Annotated in this window: 18 protein-coding genes and 1 pseudogene; 13 read left to right on the top strand and 6 right to left on the bottom strand. The window is 73.7% G+C overall.

Annotated features, from left to right (window positions below; all coding sequences use genetic code 11):
- Nucleotides 1-19 precede the first annotated feature (19 nt).
- Nucleotides 20-757, top strand: a complete 738-nt coding sequence (locus ABZ719_RS33715) for an SseB family protein (protein WP_366728966.1) — start codon at nucleotides 20-22, stop codon at nucleotides 755-757.
- Nucleotides 758-788: 31 nt separating this feature from the next.
- Here the strand turns inward: ABZ719_RS33715 and ABZ719_RS33710 are convergent, their stop codons facing one another.
- Nucleotides 789-1,145: a DUF1844 domain-containing protein gene (locus tag ABZ719_RS33710; protein ID WP_366728965.1), complete on the bottom strand. Its 357-nt coding sequence runs from the start codon at nucleotides 1,143-1,145 to the stop codon at nucleotides 789-791.
- 349 nt (nucleotides 1,146-1,494) lie between these two features.
- Between ABZ719_RS33710 and infC the strand changes: the two genes are divergently transcribed.
- From infC to ABZ719_RS33660, 10 genes are all read left to right on the top strand, one after another.
- Nucleotides 1,495-2,169 (top strand): translation initiation factor IF-3, encoded by a 675-nt coding sequence (gene infC / locus ABZ719_RS33705; protein ID WP_366728964.1) that lies wholly within the window; start codon nucleotides 1,495-1,497, stop codon nucleotides 2,167-2,169.
- 110 nt (nucleotides 2,170-2,279) lie between these two features.
- A complete protein-coding gene (gene rpmI / locus ABZ719_RS33700; protein ID WP_007829094.1) occupies nucleotides 2,280-2,474 on the top strand; it encodes a 50S ribosomal protein L35 in 195 nt (64 codons plus the stop codon).
- 125 nt (nucleotides 2,475-2,599) lie between these two features.
- Nucleotides 2,600-2,983: a 50S ribosomal protein L20 gene (gene rplT / locus ABZ719_RS33695; RefSeq protein ID WP_006141703.1), complete on the top strand. Its 384-nt coding sequence runs from the start codon at nucleotides 2,600-2,602 to the stop codon at nucleotides 2,981-2,983.
- 203 nt (nucleotides 2,984-3,186) lie between these two features.
- Nucleotides 3,187-4,050, top strand: a complete 864-nt coding sequence (locus ABZ719_RS33690) for an RNA methyltransferase (RefSeq protein ID WP_366728963.1) — start codon at nucleotides 3,187-3,189, stop codon at nucleotides 4,048-4,050.
- 263 nt (nucleotides 4,051-4,313) lie between these two features.
- Entirely contained in the window at nucleotides 4,314-5,456 is a 1,143-nt protein-coding gene (locus tag ABZ719_RS33685; RefSeq protein ID WP_366728962.1) for an ATP-binding protein, read from the top strand.
- 167 nt (nucleotides 5,457-5,623) lie between these two features.
- A complete protein-coding gene (gene pheS / locus ABZ719_RS33680; protein ID WP_366728961.1) occupies nucleotides 5,624-6,742 on the top strand; it encodes a phenylalanine--tRNA ligase subunit alpha in 1,119 nt (372 codons plus the stop codon).
- The gene (gene pheT, locus ABZ719_RS33675) at nucleotides 6,742-9,246 is read left to right on the top strand and encodes a phenylalanine--tRNA ligase subunit beta (protein WP_366728960.1); all 2,505 of its coding nucleotides are present in this window, start codon (nucleotides 6,742-6,744) and stop codon (nucleotides 9,244-9,246) included. Before pheS ends, pheT begins: the two co-directional genes overlap by 1 nt.
- A 152-nt stretch (nucleotides 9,247-9,398) precedes the next feature.
- Entirely contained in the window at nucleotides 9,399-10,271 is an 873-nt protein-coding gene (locus tag ABZ719_RS33670; protein ID WP_366728959.1) for a PP2C family protein-serine/threonine phosphatase, read from the top strand.
- Between the two features lie 295 nt (nucleotides 10,272-10,566).
- On the top strand, nucleotides 10,567-11,919 hold the full coding sequence (locus tag ABZ719_RS33665) for a transcriptional regulator (protein ID WP_366728958.1): 1,353 nt from the start codon (nucleotides 10,567-10,569) through the stop codon (nucleotides 11,917-11,919).
- Between the two features lie 244 nt (nucleotides 11,920-12,163).
- Nucleotides 12,164-12,745, top strand: a complete 582-nt coding sequence (locus ABZ719_RS33660) for an NUDIX hydrolase (protein WP_366728957.1) — start codon at nucleotides 12,164-12,166, stop codon at nucleotides 12,743-12,745.
- On the opposite strand, the gene ABZ719_RS33655 is transcribed toward ABZ719_RS33660, so the two are convergent.
- Nucleotides 12,746-13,003 (bottom strand): hypothetical protein, encoded by a 258-nt coding sequence (locus tag ABZ719_RS33655; protein WP_037860189.1) that lies wholly within the window; start codon nucleotides 13,001-13,003, stop codon nucleotides 12,746-12,748.
- Between the two features lie 184 nt (nucleotides 13,004-13,187).
- Nucleotides 13,188-14,048 (bottom strand): 3-hydroxybutyryl-CoA dehydrogenase, encoded by an 861-nt coding sequence (locus ABZ719_RS33650; protein WP_366728956.1) that lies wholly within the window; start codon nucleotides 14,046-14,048, stop codon nucleotides 13,188-13,190.
- A gap of 174 nt (nucleotides 14,049-14,222) precedes the next feature.
- Here ABZ719_RS33650 and ABZ719_RS33645 point away from each other — a divergent pair, with 174 nt between their 5' ends.
- Nucleotides 14,223-15,563 (top strand): family 10 glycosylhydrolase, encoded by a 1,341-nt coding sequence (locus ABZ719_RS33645; RefSeq protein ID WP_366728955.1) that lies wholly within the window; start codon nucleotides 14,223-14,225, stop codon nucleotides 15,561-15,563.
- Nucleotides 15,564-15,618: 55 nt separating this feature from the next.
- On the opposite strand, the gene ABZ719_RS33640 is transcribed toward ABZ719_RS33645, so the two are convergent.
- Both ABZ719_RS33640 and ABZ719_RS33635 read right to left on the bottom strand, forming a co-directional pair.
- A complete protein-coding gene (locus ABZ719_RS33640; protein WP_037860183.1) occupies nucleotides 15,619-15,825 on the bottom strand; it encodes a DUF1918 domain-containing protein in 207 nt (68 codons plus the stop codon).
- Between the two features lie 123 nt (nucleotides 15,826-15,948).
- Nucleotides 15,949-16,170, bottom strand: a pseudogene (locus ABZ719_RS33635) (EamA family transporter); the annotation flags it as partial.
- A 173-nt stretch (nucleotides 16,171-16,343) separates the two neighbouring features.
- Between ABZ719_RS33635 and ABZ719_RS33630 the strand changes: the two are divergent.
- Nucleotides 16,344-16,781, top strand: coding sequence for a GNAT family N-acetyltransferase (locus tag ABZ719_RS33630; RefSeq protein ID WP_366728954.1), 438 nt, complete (start codon nucleotides 16,344-16,346; stop codon nucleotides 16,779-16,781).
- 49 nt (nucleotides 16,782-16,830) lie between these two features.
- On the opposite strand, the gene ABZ719_RS33625 is transcribed toward ABZ719_RS33630, so the two are convergent.
- Nucleotides 16,831-17,283 carry a DUF6314 family protein gene (locus ABZ719_RS33625; RefSeq protein WP_366728953.1) on the bottom strand — a complete coding sequence of 151 codons (453 nt, stop codon included), beginning with the start codon at nucleotides 17,281-17,283 and terminating at the stop codon, nucleotides 16,831-16,833.
- Nucleotides 17,284-17,427 lie beyond the last annotated feature (144 nt).

Raw genomic sequence — 17,427 nt, 5'->3', positions numbered from 1 at the left:
CCCGGATAGGGTCGGGACCGTGGCGAACAAGAACATCCCCGACCCCGGTTTCTCCGACGACGACGGCTCCGCCGACCCGGCGCTGAGCGCGGCGCTCGCCGCCTGGGCCGAGGACCGCACCGCCGTGGACCCGGTGCTCGGCGCGCTCGAGGGCGCCCGGCTGCTCGTGCCCGTCGTCGCCGTGCTCGGCGAGGTGGAGGAGGACGAGAACGGCCTGCGCCGGGAGAAGACGAGCGACATGGCCGTGCCGACCCTGAAGGCCGGTCACCGCACCGCGCTGCCCGCCTTCACCTCGACCGCCTCCCTGGCGCTGTGGGACCCGGCGGCCCGCCCGGTCGCCGTGCCCCTGCACCAGGCGCTGGAGGCCGCCGCGCACGAGAAGGCGGACACGGTCGTGCTCGACCTGGCCGGTCCGGTCCCCTTCGAGCTGACCGGGTCCGCGCTGCGCGCGCTGGCCGAGGGCCGTACGACCGCGGACCCGCTGGCCGACCCGGCGGTCGTGGCGGCCGTACGGGAGGCGGTGGCCGCCGAGCCCGCCGTGCTGAGCGCCTGCCTGGGGCCGGGGCAGGCCGACGGCACCCTCGCCCTCGTCCTCGACCCGGCGGCCACCGGGGCCCCCGCCGACACCGCCCGTGCCGTCGCCGCTCGCCTGGCGGCCAGCGACACACTGAGGGCCCGCCTGGTGCGCGGCCTCGACCTGGCACTGCTGCCGGCCGGGGCGACGCCGCCGGGCGAGCCCTTGTACGTGCGCGGATGAGTCCCGTACGCGCGCGGACGGGAGCCCTGGGTCAGCCGTAGACCGCGCCCGTGTACTTCTCGCCCGGGCCCTGGCCCGGCTCGTCCGGGACGAGCGACGCCTCGCGGAAGGCCAGCTGCAGCGACTTCAGTCCGTCGCGCAGCGGTGCCGCGTGGAAGGAGCTGATCTCGGTCGCGCTCGCGTCCAGCAGCCCGGCGAGCGCGGTCACGAGCTTGCGGGCCTCGTCCAGGTCCTTGTAGGTGTCGCCCTCCTCGGTCAGTCCCAGCTTCACGGCGGCGGCGCTCATCAGGTTGACGGCGACCGTCACGATCACCTCGACCGCGGGCACCTCGGCGATGTCGCGGGTCATGGCGTCGAAGTCGGGGGTCTCAGGAGGGGTCTCACTCATGCCCCACACGATAGGCGGTCCCGCCGGCCGGGCTCCGGTTAGCCCTTGTCAAGCGTTCCTGCTAGTCTGGTGGGCGACCGGTCGGAGACGTGTGCCTCAGGGCTAGCGGGTCCGGCCCACAAGTGGAGGCTTCGAACTCCCACCTGACCGCCTTCCGGGCGGCGGGTCACCGGTCAGGCGGTCCCGTCCCAGCGGCGGCGACCCGCCCGAAACGCGCGCCCCGTGACCATCGCGGCGGTCGCTCCGGTAGTTCGAGGAGCCCCGCCTGTGATCGTCCGGGGCATTTTTGCTGCTTCGGCGCGGTTAGGTCTATCGAACACAGACGTACGCGGCTGTCCGCCAGACCGCCGTGTGGTGCTACCGAGGAGGATCCATCAGCGCCGAGCCCCGCATCAACGACCGGATTCGCGTTCCCGAGGTGCGACTTGTCGGTCCCAGTGGCGAGCAGGTGGGCATCGTCCCCCTGGCCAAGGCACTGGAGCTTGCGCAGGAGTACGACCTGGACCTGGTCGAGGTCGCGGCGAACGCCCGTCCGCCCGTGTGCAAGCTCATGGACTACGGGAAGTTCAAGTACGAGTCGGCCATGAAGGCCCGTGAGGCGCGCAAGAACCAGGCGCACACGGTCATCAAGGAGATGAAGCTCCGGCCGAAGATCGACCCGCACGACTATGACACCAAGAAGGGTCACGTCGTCCGGTTCCTCAAGCAGGGCGACAAGGTCAAGATCACGATCATGTTCCGCGGTCGCGAGCAGTCCCGCCCCGAGCTGGGCTACCGACTGCTGCAGCGTCTCGCGGAGGACGTCCAGGACCTCGGTTTCGTCGAGTCGAACCCGAAGCAGGACGGCCGGAACATGATCATGGTTCTCGGTCCGCACAAGAAGAAGACCGAGGCGATGGCCGAGGCCCGCCAGGCGCAGGAGGCCCGCAAGGCGGAGGCGAAGGCCAACCCCGGCCGCTCGCAGAACGCCGCGGACCTCGACGCGTCTGCCGAGGAGCCCGCCGAGGAGCACGCCGAGGCGTGACCCCCGGGACCCCGCGTCCCAGGATGTAACCGAAACAAGAGCGACGCTCCATCGTGCCCGGTTCTCGCGACCGGGCACCGGAGCGCCACCGACGAGGAGAGAACGGCGCTATGCCGAAGAACAAGTCGCACAGCGGTGCCAGCAAGCGCTTCAAGGTCACCGGCTCCGGCAAGGTGCTCCGTGAGCGCGCCGGCAAGCGCCACCTGCTCGAGCACAAGTCGTCCCGTCTGACGCGTCGTCTCACCGGCAACGCCGAGATGGCCCCGGGCGACGCCAAGAAGATCAAGAAGCTTCTCGGCAAGTGACGCCGCGGCGCCCGGCCGGCTGATCTCGTACCGGCCGACCCCGCGCGCCGTCCGTCAGGACCGGGACCCAATCGTTTCCGGGCCGTGTGAGCACACCCACGGCCCCGCTACAAGGAGTCAAACAAGTGGCACGCGTCAAGCGGGCAGTCAACGCCCACAAGAAGCGCCGGGCGATCCTCGAGCAGGCCTCCGGCTACCGCGGTCAGCGCTCGCGCCTGTACCGCAAGGCCAAGGAGCAGGTCACCCACTCGCTGGTCTACAACTACAACGACCGCAAGAAGCGCAAGGGTGACTTCCGCCAGCTGTGGATCCAGCGCATCAACGCCGCTGCCCGCGCCAACGGCATCACCTACAACCGCTTCATCCAGGGTCTGAAGGCCGCCAACGTCGAGGTCGACCGCAAGATCCTGGCCGAGCTGGCCGTCAACGACGCGAACGCGTTCGCCGCGCTCGTCGAGGTCGCGCAGAAGGCTCTGCCGAGCGACGTCAACGCGCCGAAGGCCGCGTGACGCCGCGCCGGCCATGACCCGGTGCCGCAGGACCCGCAAGCTGTCGAGGCTTGCGGGTCCTGCTGTTGGGTGCCCGCGGCCGTCGTCCGGCCGCGGGCCCGCCGCGGTCGCCCGCGCCCGCGCGGCGCAGCCGCCCGCCGCACCCGCCCCGCGCCCCTGACGGGCGCGCACGCCGCCGCACGAAGTTCTCCGAAGGTAAGAGGATGCCCCCCGCCACCCCTGAGCTGATCTCCCCCCGTTCCGCCCGTGTGGCCGCCGCCCGGCGGCTGGCCAAGCGGAACTTCCGGGGCAAGGACCGGCTGTTCCTCGCCGAGGGGCCCCAGGCCGTGCGGGAGGCCGCCGCGCACCGGACACCGGCCGGCGACGCCGTCCTCGTGGAACTCTTCGCCACCGTGGAGGCCGCCGAGCGCTACGCCGACATCGTGGGCGAGGCCCGCGCCGCCGGTGCCCGGATCCACCTCGCCTCCGACGAGGTCATCGCCGACATCTCCACCACCGTCACCCCGCAGGGCCTGGTAGGGACCTGCCGGTTCCTCGACACCCCGTTCGAGGAGGTCCTCGCCGCCCGCCCCCGCCTGGTCGCGGTCCTCGCGCACGTACGCGACCCGGGCAACGCCGGTACGGTGCTGCGCTGCGCCGACGCCGCCGGGGCCGACGCCGTGATCCTCACCGACGCCTCCGTCGACCTGTACAACCCGAAGGCGGTACGGGCCTCCGTGGGGTCGCTGTTCCACCTGCCGGTCGCCGTCGGGGTCCCCGTCGGACAGGCGGTCGCCGGCCTCAAGGAGAGCGGGGTGCGCGTGCTGGCGGCCGACGGCGCGGGCGCGGACGACCTCGACGACGAGCTGGACCGCGGCACCATGGGCGGCCCCACCGCCTGGGTGTTCGGCAACGAGGCATGGGGCCTGCCCGAGGAGACCCGGGACCTGGCCGACGCCGTGGTCCGCGTTCCCCTCCACGGAAAGGCCGAGAGCCTGAACCTCGCCACCGCCGCCGCCGTGTGCCTGTACGCGTCGGCCCGCGCGCAGCGCGCCCGCGGAGGCTGCCGCTCCGGCACCGCCGGCTAGGGCGGGGACCGGCTCGCGGCGCCCGGCACGGCTCCCCCGAGCTCCGGCGAGCAGGGGTGGCCCCAGCCGCGTTGCCGCATCACCCGAGCACGTCCGGTACGAGGGTCATGCCCGGCCTTGCGATGCCCCCCGCTGCCCGGACGGCGGGGCAGGTGCCCCCGTCGCCGGACCCCGCTCCCTGATCCGGCCTCATCCGAACGAAAGACCCTAGTAGGGTGACCAGCTCGGGGGCCTGCTGCACCGTCGGGAAGGTGGGGTACGGGATGAGTGTCGGCACGAGCGGGGCGGTACCGGGCGCACGCGGCGCGCCCCGGGCACCCGCGCCACCGGCCGCCGCCGAGGTGTCCGGCGGTGCCGTCGACCCCGACGACCTGCCCGACGGGCTGGTGATCGCCGACGAGCACGGCCGGGTCGTCCGCTTCAACACCGCCGCCGCCCGCATCACCGCCGTCCCCGCCGCCCGGGCCCTCGGGCAGCACCTGGAGACGGCCCTGCCGCTGGAGGACCTGGAGGGCCGCCGCTGGTGGCAGCTCACCGATCCCTACGGCGGCCTCGCCATCCGCGTGGCCCAGCCCGAACGCAACCTGCTGCTGCCCGGCGGCCGGGAGGTCCTGGTGTCCGCCCGGTACGTGCGCGAGCGTCCCACCGGACCCGTGCGCCGCGTGGTCGTCTGCCTGCGGGACACCGAGGCGCGCCGCCGCACCGAACGCAGCCATGCCGAGCTGATCGCCACCGTCGCCCACGAGCTGCGCTCGCCGCTGACCTCCGTCAAGGGCTTCACCGCCACCCTGCTCGCCAAGTGGGAGCGGTTCACCGACGACCAGAAGCGGCTGATGCTGGAGACCGTCGACGCCGACGCCGACCGCGTCACCCGGCTCATCGCCGAGCTGCTCGACATCTCCCGCATCGACTCCGGCCGCCTGGAGGTGCGCCGCCAGCTCGTCGACATAGGGGCCGCGGTCGGCCGGCACGTGCAGGCCTACGTCGCCGCGGGCCAGCCCGCCGACCGGTTCCTGGTCCGCCTGGAACAGCCGCTGCCCGACCTGTGGGCCGACCCGGACAAGATCGACCAGGTGCTCAGCAACCTGATCGAAAATGCCGTGCGGCACGGCGAGGGAACCGTCACCATCGACGTCACGCCCGCGGCGTCCCCCCGGGACGGGGAGGACGCCGGTACGTCGGTCACGGTGAGCGACGAGGGGCCCGGCATCCCGGAGGAGTCCATGAACCGTGTCTTCACCCGCTTCTGGCGGGGCAGCAAGCGCGGCGGCACCGGCCTCGGGCTCTACATCGTCAAGGGCATCGTGGAGGCCCACGGCGGCACCATCACGGTCGGACGCGCCGCCGGCGGCGGCGCGCGGTTCCGATTCACGCTGCCCGTGGGCACCCCCGCGCACCTGCTCTGAGCACCGGCCGGGCCCCACGGGCGCATCCGCTTTCCCCAGCCCCGTTAGACTCGGCCTTTGGCACCTTTGCGTCCCAGAAACGGAGACGATTCGTCCACGAGTCGCAGACGGGGACCGTCAGCCTGGCCCCAGCGGTAGCTGGGGGACAATCGGAAGCACGGGAAGAGATGTCGGCACCGAATAAGTCGTACGACCCTGTCGAGGTCGAGGCGTTGAAACCGGAAGAGATCGAGCGCATGCGGGACGAGGCGCTCGCCGCCTTCGCCGCCGCGGACTCCCTCGACGCGCTCCACGAGGCCAAGGTCGCCCACACCGGCCCGGCCTCCCCTCTGTCGCTCGCCAACCGCGAGATCGGCGCCCTGCCCCCGCACGCCAAGGCGGACGCGGGCAAGCGCGTCGGCATGGCCCGCGGCGCCGTGAACAAGGCCCTCGCGGCCCGGCAGAGCGAGCTGGAGGCCGAGCGCGACGCCCGCGTGCTGGTCGAGGAGGCCGTGGACGTCACGCTGCCCCACGACCGCGTACCGGCCGGCGCCCGGCACCCGCTGACCACGCTCTCGGAGCGCATCGAGGACATCTTCGTCGCCATGGGCTACGAGGTCGCCGAGGGCCCCGAGGTCGAGGCCGAGTGGTTCAACTTCGACGCCCTGAACATCGGCCCCGACCACCCGGCGCGCAGCGAGCACGACACGTTCTTCGTGCGGGGCGACGACGGGGCCGACTCCGGTCTCGTCCTGCGCACCCACACCTCGCCCGTGCAGATCCGCTCCCTGCTCGGCCGTGAGCTGCCGGTCTACGTGATCTGCCCCGGCCGGGTCTACCGCACCGACGAGCTGGACGCCACGCACACCCCGGTCTTCCACCAGGTCGAGCTGCTGGCCGTGGACGAGGGCCTGACCATGGCGGACCTCAAGGGCACCCTCGACCACATGGTGCAGTCCCTGTTCGGCGAGGGCATGAAGACCCGGCTGCGGCCGAACTTCTTCCCGTTCACCGAGCCCAGCGCCGAGATGGACATGGTCTGCTACGTCTGCCGCGGCGAGTCCGTCGGCAACCCCGACCGTCCCTGCCGCACCTGCTCCAGCGAGGGCTGGATCGAGCTGGGCGGCTGCGGCATGGTCAACCCGCGGGTGCTGACCGCCTGCGGCGTCGACCCGGAGAAGTACAGCGGCTTCGCCTTCGGGTTCGGCATCGAGCGGATGCTGATGTTCCGCCACAACGTCGAAGACATGCGAGACATGGTCGAGGGTGACGTCCGGTTCACCCGGCCGTTCGGGATGGAGATCTGATGCGGGTCCCGCTTTCTTGGCTGCGGGAGTACGTCGACCTGCCGGCGACGGAGACCGGGCGCGACGTCCAGGCCAAGCTCATTCCGGCGGGCCTCGAGGTCGAGACCGTCGAACAGCTCGGCGCCGACCTCAAGGGGCCGCTCGTCGTCGGCCAGGTGCTCACCATCGAGGAGCTGGAGGGCTTCAAGAAGCCGATCCGGTTCTGCACCGTCGACGTCGGCCGGGCCAACGGCACCGGTGAGCCGCAGGAGATCGTCTGCGGCGCCCGCAACTTCTCCGTCGGCGACAAGGTCGTCGTGGTCCTGCCCGGCGCCACCCTGCCCGGCGGCTTCTCGATCAGCGCCCGCAAGACCTACGGGCGGGTCTCGCACGGCATGATCTGCTCGGCCGACGAACTGGGCATGGGCGACGACGGCACGCACGGCATCATCGTGCTGCCGCCCGAGCACGAGGTCGGCACCGACGCCATCGAGCTGCTCCAGCTCGTCGACGAGGTCCTGGACATCGCGGTCACCCCCGACCGCGGCTACTGCCTGTCGATCCGCGGTGTCGCCCGCGAGGCCGCCATCGCCTACGGCCGCCCGCTGCTCGACCCGGCCCTGCTGGACGTCCCGGCGCCGAACGCCTTCGGGCACCCGGTGAAGATCGCCGACCCGTTCGGCTGCGACCGCTTCACCGCCCGCACGGTGACCGGCCTCGACCCCGAGGCGCGCTCCCCGATCTGGCTCCAGCGCCGCCTGCAGAAGGCCGGCATGCGCCCGATCTCGCTCGCGGTGGACATCACCAACTACGTGATGCTGGAGCTGGGCCAGCCGCTGCACGCCTACGACCGCTCCCGCGTCCAGGGCACCATCGGTGTGCGCCGGGCCGAGCGCGGCGAGCAGCTCACCACCCTCGACGGGGTCACCCGCACCCTGTCCGCCGAGGACCTGGTCATCACCGACGACCGCGGCCCGATCGGCCTGGCGGGCGTCATGGGCGGCGCCAACACCGAGATCGACGACACCGAGGGCACCACCACCGAGGTCGTCATCGAGGCCGCCCACTTCGACCCGGTCGCCGTCGCGCGCACCGCCCGCCGGCACAAGCTGTCCTCCGAGGCCTCCCGCCGCTTCGAGCGGGGCGTCGACCCGCAGGCCGCCTCCGCCGCCGCGCAGCGCACCGTCGACCTGCTGGTCCTGCTCGCCGGCGGCACCGCCGAGGCGGGCGTCACCGAGGTCGTCGCGCCCTCCGCGCCGCGCACCCTCACCATCCCGGCCGACCACCCCGACAAGGTCGCGGGCGTCAGCTACGGCCGGGAGACCGTCGTACGGCGGCTCCAGCAGGTGGGCTGCGACGTGTACGGGCAGGACGAGCTGATCGTCACCGTGCCGTCCTGGCGGCCCGACCTGACCGACCCCAACGACCTGGCCGAAGAGGTCATCCGCCTGGAGGGCTACGAGAACCTGCCCTCCACGCTGCCGCGGCCGCTGCCCGGCCGCGGACTGACCGCCCGCCAGCGGCTGCACCGCCGCGTCGGCCGCGCCCTGGCCGGTGCCGGGTACGTCGAGGCACCGAACTACCCGTTCCTCGGCGAGGCCGTCCTCGACCAGCTCGGCCTGGACGCCGACGACCCGCGCCGCACCCGGGTCACCCTGCTCAACCCGCTCTCCGACGAGGAGCCGTCTCTGCGGACGACGCTGCTGCCGGGCCTGCTCGGCGCGCTGCGCCGCAACGACGGACGTGGCAGCCACGACCTGGCGCTGTTCGAGACCGGCCTCGTCTTCCGGCCCACCGGTCAGGAGGAGCCCGCGGTCCGGCTGCCCGCCGACCGCAGGCCCGCCGACGAGCAGCTCGCCGCCCTCGACGCCGCGCTGCCGCGCCAGCCCCGCCGGGCCGCCGTGGTGCTCGCCGGCGCCCGGGAGCAGGCCGGCTGGTGGGGCAAGGGCCGCCCGGCCGACTGGGCGGACGCGATCGAGGCGGCCCGGACCGTGGCCCGTGAGGCCGGCGCGGAGCTGAGCATCCGCGCCGACCAGCACGCCCCGTGGCACCCCGGCCGGTGCGCCGCGCTGTACGCCGAGGTGGACGGTGCCGAGACCCTCGTCGGCCACGCCGGTGAGCTGCACCCGCGCGTGGTCAAGGCGATGCACCTGCCGGAGCGCACCTGCGCGATGGAGGTCGACCTCGACCTGCTCCAGCGGGCCGGGGACGGCGTCGCCCGGGCGCCGCGGATCTCCGCGTTCCCGGTCGCCACGCAGGACGTCGCCCTCGTCGTCGACAAGCCGGTCCCGGCCGCCGACGTGGAGGCCGCGCTGCGCGAGGGCGCCGGTGAACTCCTGGAGTCCATCCGCCTGTTCGACGTCTACGAGAACGCCGAGCAGCTCGGCGACGGCCGCAAGTCGCTGGCGTACGCGCTGCGCTTCCGCGCCGCCGACCGCACGCTGACGGTGGACGAGGCGTCCGCCGCCCGTGACGCGGCGGTGGCCCTGGCCGCCGAGCGGACCGGAGCGGAGCTGCGCAGCTGACGCATGCGGGCGCGGCCGGAACGGGAGACCATGGTCACTCGTTCGGGTGGCGGGGCCGGTGATCCGGCCCTGCCCCCGTGCCCGATCGACAGAATCGGACCGGCCCTTCGGGGCCGGTCCGCGCTGTCAGCGCCTCTTGGGGGGCCATGGTCATGATCCGCATCAGGGCTGGGGCTCCCCGCGGAGTACGCCAGGGCGCCGTGTTCCTGGCCGTGGGCACCTGCACCGGCCTCTTCCTGCACGCCCGGCGGACCATGCTGCGCGAGCTGCGACAGGCCCGCGCGGTCGCGGGCGCCGCGCAGAGCGTGCTGCTGCGGCCCCTGCCGCCCCGCGTCGCCGGACTGGACGTGGCGGCGGCCCAGCTGTCCGCCGACCGGGGCGCGGCGGTCGGCGGCGACCTGTACGAGGTGCTCGCCACCGAGCACGGCGTACGGCTCGTCATGGGGGACGTGCGCGGCCACGGCCTCGCCGCACTCGGTACCGTCGCCACCGTGCTCGGCAGTTTCCGCGAGGCCGCCCACGACGAGGCCGACCTCGCCGGTGTGCTGCGGCGCCTGGACCGGGCCCTCGCCCGCAGGCCGCACGTCCGGGACGACCCGGACCACCCGGCCGCCGAGGACTTCGTCACCGTCCTCGTGGTGCAGGTCGCCGCCGACGGCACCCTGCACGCCCTCAACTGCGGGCACCCGTGGCCGTACCGGCTGAGCGGCAGGGCCGTGGAGCCCGTCTCCCGCTCGGTGCCGCTGCCGCCGCTCGGCCTCTTCCCGCTGCCCTCCCGCCTGTCCGTCGCCGAACTCGGCCGTCTGCTGCCCGGCGAGAGCCTGGTCCTGCACACGGACGGTGTGGCGGACGCCCGGGACGCCCGGGGCCGGTTCTTCCCGCTGCGGGCCGTGCTCGCGGAGGCGAGCGGCCCCGGCCCGCTCGCCGCGCGGTCGCTGCTGCGGGCCGTCTTCACCCGCCTCCTGGGGCACACCGGTCACCGGCCCGCGGACGACGCGGCGGTCCTCGTCGTCCGACGTCCGTGAGGTGCTCGTCGCCCGACCGCCGTGAGGCGTTCGCGCTCACCCCGCCGTCCGGTCGCCGCCCGCTCCGCCATGGAGTGTCGGGCAGACGGCGGAGCGGGCGGCGCGGGAGCGGACCGCCGCACTGTACGAGGGGGAGCCGGCGGTCCGGCCGGCCTCTTGGAGGAGGCATCTCAGTCAACCGGCCGCCCACGCTGCGCGACAGCGCGCGCACGGTGCGGATGCGGGCACTCGGTTCACACCCCGTGTGAAGGGCCCCGCACTACGCTGTCCGCACCGAGCCACCCGGGGGGCCCACATGCAGCCCAACACACTGCTCGACGCGATCCTGGACGAGGCGGGCATCTCGCACGCCGGTCTGGCCGCGCACGTCAACCAGGCGGGCCGGGCACGCGGTCTCGCCCTGCGCTACGAACACACCGCCGTCGCACGGTGGCTGAAGGGCCAGCGGCCACGCGGCCAGGTGCCCGACCTGATCTGCGAGGTGCTGGCCGCCCGCCTGCACCGGCCCGTCACCCTCGACGACATCGGCCTGGGCGTGCCCGGCGGGCCGTCCGCCCCGCACGGCACCTCCCTGTCCGGCTTCGTCGAACGGGCCACCGCCCTGTGGCGCTCCGACGAGCAGCAGCGCCCGCACGTCCTGGGCGCGCCCGCCGTGACCGGCACGCCCGCGGTGATGCCGGTGTGGGAGTGGGAGAACCCGCCGGAGGACACGGACGTCTCCCGGGGCGGCCGGCACCGGGTCACCCCGGCCGACATCGAGATGCTGCGCGCGGCCCGTACGCACTACGAGCAGATGTACCGCAAGGCCGGCGGGGTGGCGACCCGCAGCCGCGTCGTGGGCTTCCTCAACAGCGAGGCGGCCCCGCTGCTGCGCGGCGGCTACACCGACGCCACCGGACGCCAACTGCACCGGGCCACGGGCGGGCTGGTGGCGGTCGCGGGCATCTGCGCGTACGACTCCGACGCGCACGGGCTCGCCCAGCGCTACTTCCACCAGGCGCTGCGGCTCGCCAAGGCGAGCGGGGACCGGGGACTGGGGGCGTACGTGATAGCGCTGCTGGTCAACCAGTCGCTGTTCATGCGGGAGTACCGGCAGGCCGTCGCCTTCGCCGAGGCGGCGCTGCGCACCGCCGGCCGGCACATCACCCCCGCCCTGGCCTCCGACCTGTTCGCGATGCAGGCGAAGGCGTACGCGCACCTCGGCGACGGCACGGGCGCGCTGTCCTGCATCCGGCGCGCCGAGCAGGCCGCCGAACGCATCCGGCGCGGGCACGAGCCCGACGAGACCGGCTACGTCCAGCCCGGCCTGGTCAACGTCCAGGTGGCGGAGGCGCTGCTCAGCCTCGGCGAACTGGCGGCGGCCGAGGAGCACGCCGCGGCGGCGGTGGACACCCCCGCGCACGACCGCGGCCGGGTGCACCGCCTGGCCATGCTCAGCACCATCGAGCTGCGCCGGGGCAACGTGGACAAGGCCGTCGCGACGGCGGTGCGGATGACCGAGCAGGCCCGCGGGATGGAGTCGCAGCGACTGCGGGACAGACTGCGGGCGGTGCGCGAGCACCTGGTGCGCAGCGGCTGCGCGGGTACGGCCGAGGCGGCCGACCTCATCGACGGGGCGCTGCGCGTACCGCTGTTCACGACCCGCTGACTCCCGCGCCCCGGCCCCCGGCACCCGCGGCCCGGCAGCTGCCACCTGGCTCCGCGCCCCCGGCTCGTACCCCGCGCCCGCGGTCCGCCTCGCGCGCCCCTGGCCCGGGCCCGCGGCCCACAGCCTCCGCCCCCGCCGGCCGCTCTGCGCCCGCCGCTGCGCCGTGCGCGGCTCGCCGTGCGCCTGCCTCACGGACCGCCCCGGCTGCGATATTGCCACTGACCCGACGGAAGGTGGCAGAACCGTGCAGTGGACGAAACAGAGCGAACAAACTGTGTACGCAAACCGCTGGTTCACCGTCAATCTCGCGGACGTGGCGCTGCCGGACGGCCGGCACCTCGACCACTTCCTCATACGGCTGCGGCCGGTCGCCGTGGCCACGGTGGTCAACGACGCCAACGAGGTCCTGCTCCTGTGGCGCCACCGTTTCATCACCGACAGCTGGGGCTGGGAACTGGCGGCGGGCGTCGTCGAGGACGGCGAGGACATCGCGCACGCGGCGGCCCGGGAACTGGAGGAGGAGACCGGCTGGCGGCCGGGACGGCTGCACCACCTCATGAGCGTGGAGCCGTCCAACGGCCTCACCGACGCCCGGCACCACATCTACTGGTCGGACGAGGGCGAGTACGTCGGACACCCCGTGGACGACTTCGAGTCGGACCGCCGGGAATGGGTCCCCCTCAAGGTCGTACCCGACATGGTCGCCCGCGGTGAGGTCCCGGCCGCCAACATGGCGGCGGCCTTACTGCTCCTGCACCATCTCCGGCTCGGGCAGGACACCCCGCCCGCGCCCCGGGGCGGGCGGGATCTCGGCGAGAGGCCCTAGCTAGCGGCCCAGTGCCTGCCACACGGCCACGACGAGGGCGCCCACGGCCGCGAGCGCCGAGACGGCGGGCAGCGGCCAGCGGGAGTGTTCGACGGTGACGAGCCGTGCGCTCAGCTCGTCGAGTTCCTTCGCGGTCTCCTCGGTCCGGTGGTTCAGCAGGGCCAGTCCGCCCTCCACGCGGGCGTAGGCCACGTCCAGACGGCGTCGTAACTCTGCGAGTTCTCCGGGAACGGCGGGATGCTCGGGATCGGCGGTCACAGATCCGCTCCTTTCCGTAGTCGTCTCACATCCCTTGCATGTGCATGAGGAGTCAACTCGCCTGGTGGGCGTGGGGGGAGAGTGTGCGAACGGCATATGCGAGTCCGGTACGCACACGCCGTGTGAACGCCGCGGGCCCGGCACCCTCCAGGTGCCGGGCCCGCGGGGGCGTCGCGCTGCGTGGTCAGCCGTAGGTGTAGAAACCCGAGCCGCTCTTGCGGCCCAGCCGGCCGGCGTCGACCATGCGCTGGAGCAGCGGGGGAGCGGCGTACAGCGGCTCCTTGTACTCCTCGTACATCGAGTACGCGACCGAGGCGACCGTGTCCAGGCCGATCAGGTCCGACAGCTTCAGCGGGCCCATCGGGTGGGCGCAGCCCAGCTCCATGCCGTTGTCGATGTCCTCGCGGCTGGCGATGCCCGACTCGAACATCCGGATCGCCGAGAGCAGGTAGGGGATCAGCAGCGCGTTGACCACGAAGCCGGAGCGGTCCTGGGCGCGGATGGCGTGCTTGCCGAGCACCTTCTCGGTGAACAGCTGCGCCCGGCTCAGGGTGCCCTCGGACGTGGTCAGCGCCGGGATCAGCTCGACCAGCTGCTGCACCGGGGCCGGGTTGAAGAAGTGGATGCCGATCACCTGGTCGGGGCGCGCGGTGGCGACGGCCAGCTTCACCAGCGGGATCGAGGAGGTGTTGGACGCCAAGATCGCGTCCGGCCGGCTCACCACCTGGTCGAGGACCTGGAAGATCTCCGTCTTGACCTGCTCGTTCTCCACCACGGCCTCGATCACCAGGTCGCGGTCGGCGAACTCGCCGAGGTCGGTGGTGAAGGTGAGCCGCGCCTGGGTGGCGTCCCGCTCCTCCTCGGTGATCTTGCCGCGCTCGGCCGCCTTGGCCAGGGAGTTGAACAGCCGGGTGCGGCCGATCTCCAGGGCCTCGCCGGTGGTCTCGGCGACCTTCACGTCCAGGCCGGCCCGGGCGCACACCTCGGCGATGCCCGCGCCCATCTGGCCGCAGCCCACCACTCCGACGCGTTCGATGTCGGTCACATCGTCCCTTTCGCTGCTGATCTACGGCTGTGGCAGGCGGCCCATGTGTGCGGTGCCTGCTCCGATCGAGCACGTTACCCCCGTCGTGACGCCGATCGCCCGGCCGGGTCGTGCATGCTGGCCCGGTGCACGATCCGTGACGGCGCGGATCCACGGCGTACTGGGGGTGCCCGGATGGGCCGAGTGACACGACGGGCGTTCACGGTGGCGGCCCTGTCGACCCTTGCGGTGACACCGGGCGCCACCGCGGCTCCCCAGCCCCCCGGCGCCCTCGCCGGGACGCGCGGCCGGGGGCCCCGCGGCGGCGGGGCGCCCGGTGACGGCGCGGGCGACGCCGGTTCACGCGGTGACGGGGCAGGTGGCGACGGCGCGCGCGGTGACGGCGCCGCGACCGAGATGCGCGGCATGTGGCTGGCGACCGTGGCCAACCGCGACTGGCCCTCGCGGACCGGGCTGAGCGTGGCCAGACAGCGCGGCGAACTGACCGCGCTGCTCGACGCGGCGGTGCGCCGCCGCCTCAACACGGTGTTCTTCCAGGCGCGGCCCGCCGCCGACGCGCTGTGGCCCTCGCCGTACGAGCCCTGGTCGCAGTTCCTCACCGGCACCCAGGGCAAGGACCCCGGCTGGGACCCGCTGGGCACCGCCGTGGAGGAGGCGCACGCCCGCGGGCTGCGGCTGCACGCGTGGTTCAACCCCTACCGCGTCGCCCTGCACGACGACCCGTCCCGGCTCGCCGCCTCGCACCCCGCGCGCAAGCACCCCGGCTGGGTGGTGCCGTACGGCGGGAAGCTCTACTACAACCCGGGCCTGCCCGAGGTCCGGGCCTTCGTGCAGGAGGCGATGCTCGACGCGGTGCGCAGGTACCCCGTCGACGGCGTCCACTTCGACGACTACTTCTACCCGTACCCGGTGGCCGGCCACTCCTTCGGCGACGACGCGGCCTTCGCCCGCCACGGCGGCGGCTTCACCGGCCGGGCCGCCTGGCGGCGGGACAACATCGACCGCCTCGTCCGGGAGACGGCGGCGGGCGTCGCGCGGGTCCGGCCCGGCACCCGGTTCGGGGTCAGCCCGTTCGGCGTGTGGCGCAACGCCTCGACCGACTCGCGTGGTTCGGACACCAAGGCGGGCGCCCAGTCCTACGACGACCTGTACGCGGACACCCGCACCTGGGTCCGCAAGGGCTGGATCGACTACATCGTCCCCCAGCTGTACTGGAACATCGGCCTGAGCGCCGCCGACTACGCGAAGCTGGTGCCCTGGTGGGCCGAGGTGGCGCGCGGCAGCCGCACCCGCCTCTACCTCGGGGAGGCGCTCTACAAGGCCGGTGACGCGAGCCAGGGCAAGGCGTGGCGGGACCCGGAGGAGCTGTCCCGGCACCTCACGCTGGCGAAGAAGTACCCGCAGGTGGGCGGGCACGTCTTCTTCGCGGCCAAGGAGGTCGCGGCGGACCCGGCGGGCGCGCTGGCACGGGTGGTCGCCGGCCACTACCGGCAGCCGGCGCGCCCCCCGCGCTGATCGTCCGGTACCCGCGGTACCCGGCACCGGCCGCGGAACCGGGTGCCGCGCCGGATCACCGGGGCTGTTGCCGTTCTTCCTGGTGATGACGGACCTGGCAGTCGGGGCCGGGTGACATCACGGCCTCGTGCCCGTCCGGGAAACGGACACGGTAGGGCGGGTTGCCCTCCGTACCCATCACTTCGACCACTTCACTGACCTGGTCGTGCTGGCCGACCACCCGGCCGTGCTGCACGAGCTTGTCGCCTTTGGCTGCGCGCATCTGCGGGGCCTCCTCACCATGCGGGGGAGCAGCGGTCCTCGGTTCCCCAGTCTACGGCGCGGAGCGCGGCCGGAACCGGCGTGCGGCCGGAACCGGGTGTGCGGTCGGCACCGGTGGGGCCGGTCAGCCGCGCGCCCGCTGGGTGACGGCGATGCAGACGAGGACGGCGCCGGCCGTCAGCGGGGCGGCCGGCGTCAGGCGCTCGCCGAGCAGCAGCACCGACCACACCAGTGTGAGCAGCGGCTGGGCCAGCTGCAACTGGCCGGTCTTGGGGATGCCCACCGCCGCCATGCCCCGGTACCAGAGGACCAGCCCGACGACCTGCGAGCCGACCGCCAGCCACAGCCGCCCGGCTCGACGCGCCCTGCCCGGCCTGCCCGGCCCGGCCGGCCCCGACCCGGCCGGACGCGCACGGCTCGACGCGCCCGCCCGGCGGCGACGTGTGAGGTCGTCGGCGGCGGCCCGCGACGGCGGGAAACCCGGTCGACACGGACCGTCCCGGCTGGCAGCCTCCCGGCATGGACGACATCCCGCGCCTGGCCGACGGCTACGAGATCTCCACCGACCCCGCCCGCATCGACGCCGCGCGCGTGCACCACTGGCTGTCGACGGACGCGTACTGGGCGCACGGCCGGGCGCGGGAGAAGCAGGACCGGGCCATCGACGGGTCGCTCAACTTCGGTGTGTTCGACACCGCCGGCGGCGAACAGGTCGCGTACGCCCGGGTGATCACCGACCTGACGACCTTCGCCTGGCTGTGCGACGTGTACGTCGACCGGGCGGTCCGTGGCAAGGGCATCGGCACCGCGCTCGTCGCCGCCGTCCGCGAACACCTGCGGCCCCACGGACTGCGCCGGATCCTGCTGGCCACGCACGACGCGCACGGCGTCTACGAGAAGCTGGGCTTCCGGCCGCTGGAGCGTCCCGGCCAGTGGATGGCGCTCGTCTTCGAGTGAGACGGGGGCTCGGCTCCTCCGCCGGGGCGGGACCTGGCGGGGGACGGGCTCAGCCCTCGCGCGGACAGCGCGTGTAGTCGGTGGTGAGCACCAGGTCCTTCGCCGGGCCGCCCACCCGCCACACCGTCCGCCAGTGGTCCGCGTCCCGGACGGTGAACTCGCCGCGGTAGAGATCCGCCGAGCAGGGGTGGTCGGCGATGTGCCGGCCCGAGGTCAGGTCCAGGCCGTGGAAGGGCCGCCCGTCCGTGAACCGCACGTCCGCTGCGCCCGGCGAGGCCCCCGGCAGGAACCGCAGGGTGCGCTCGGCGGGGCGGGCCACGCCCCGCCAGAGGAACGTGCCCGACTCGTGGTGCAGCAGCCCGCCGCCGTCCAGCGGAGCGAAGTCGGTCACGCCGGTGAAGACACCCTCGTCACCGCTCGCCAGGTCCCGCACCGACCGCTCGGCCCGCCACCGCCCGGCCAGGTAGGCCAGCGCGTCCGGCACCGGCCAGTACTCGCCCATCGTGTTCCGCCCTCCGCTCGCGTTCCGCCGGGTCGGTGCCCGGACGGTCCTGCCCGCCTCGGCCGGCCGCCGGCCGGCCGACGACAGGAGGCGGTTTCTAGCGGTCGTTGCAACACGTGGTCGTGTTGATCAGGCTGTGAGCAG

The organism is Streptomyces sp. NPDC006743 (assembly GCF_040703815.1).
Taxonomy (GTDB): Bacteria; Actinomycetota; Actinomycetes; order Streptomycetales; family Streptomycetaceae; genus Streptomyces.
The sequence above is the reverse complement of the archived record's forward strand: the minus strand, read 5'-3'. Positions and strand labels throughout refer to the sequence as shown.

Excerpts from the sequence above, each read along its gene's own strand:
- ABZ719_RS33710 (WP_366728965.1), bottom strand. The coding sequence starts at position 1,145 with ATGAGTGAGACCCCTCCTGAGACCCCCGACTTCGACGCCATGACCCGC.
- rpmI (WP_007829094.1), top strand. The coding sequence starts at position 2,280 with ATGCCGAAGAACAAGTCGCACAGCGGTGCCAGCAAGCGCTTCAAGGTC.
- ABZ719_RS33690 (WP_366728963.1), top strand. The coding sequence starts at position 3,187 with ATGCCCCCCGCCACCCCTGAGCTGATCTCCCCCCGTTCCGCCCGTGTG.
- ABZ719_RS33685 (WP_366728962.1), top strand. The coding sequence starts at position 4,314 with ATGAGTGTCGGCACGAGCGGGGCGGTACCGGGCGCACGCGGCGCGCCC.
- pheS (WP_366728961.1), top strand. The coding sequence starts at position 5,624 with ATGTCGGCACCGAATAAGTCGTACGACCCTGTCGAGGTCGAGGCGTTG.
- pheT (WP_366728960.1), top strand. The coding sequence starts at position 6,742 with ATGCGGGTCCCGCTTTCTTGGCTGCGGGAGTACGTCGACCTGCCGGCG.
- ABZ719_RS33670 (WP_366728959.1), top strand. The coding sequence starts at position 9,399 with ATGATCCGCATCAGGGCTGGGGCTCCCCGCGGAGTACGCCAGGGCGCC.
- ABZ719_RS33665 (WP_366728958.1), top strand. The coding sequence starts at position 10,567 with ATGCAGCCCAACACACTGCTCGACGCGATCCTGGACGAGGCGGGCATC.
- ABZ719_RS33645 (WP_366728955.1), top strand. The coding sequence starts at position 14,223 with ATGGGCCGAGTGACACGACGGGCGTTCACGGTGGCGGCCCTGTCGACC.
- ABZ719_RS33640 (WP_037860183.1), bottom strand. The coding sequence starts at position 15,825 with ATGCGCGCAGCCAAAGGCGACAAGCTCGTGCAGCACGGCCGGGTGGTC.
- ABZ719_RS33630 (WP_366728954.1), top strand. The coding sequence starts at position 16,344 with ATGGACGACATCCCGCGCCTGGCCGACGGCTACGAGATCTCCACCGAC.
- ABZ719_RS33625 (WP_366728953.1), bottom strand. The coding sequence starts at position 17,283 with ATGGGCGAGTACTGGCCGGTGCCGGACGCGCTGGCCTACCTGGCCGGG.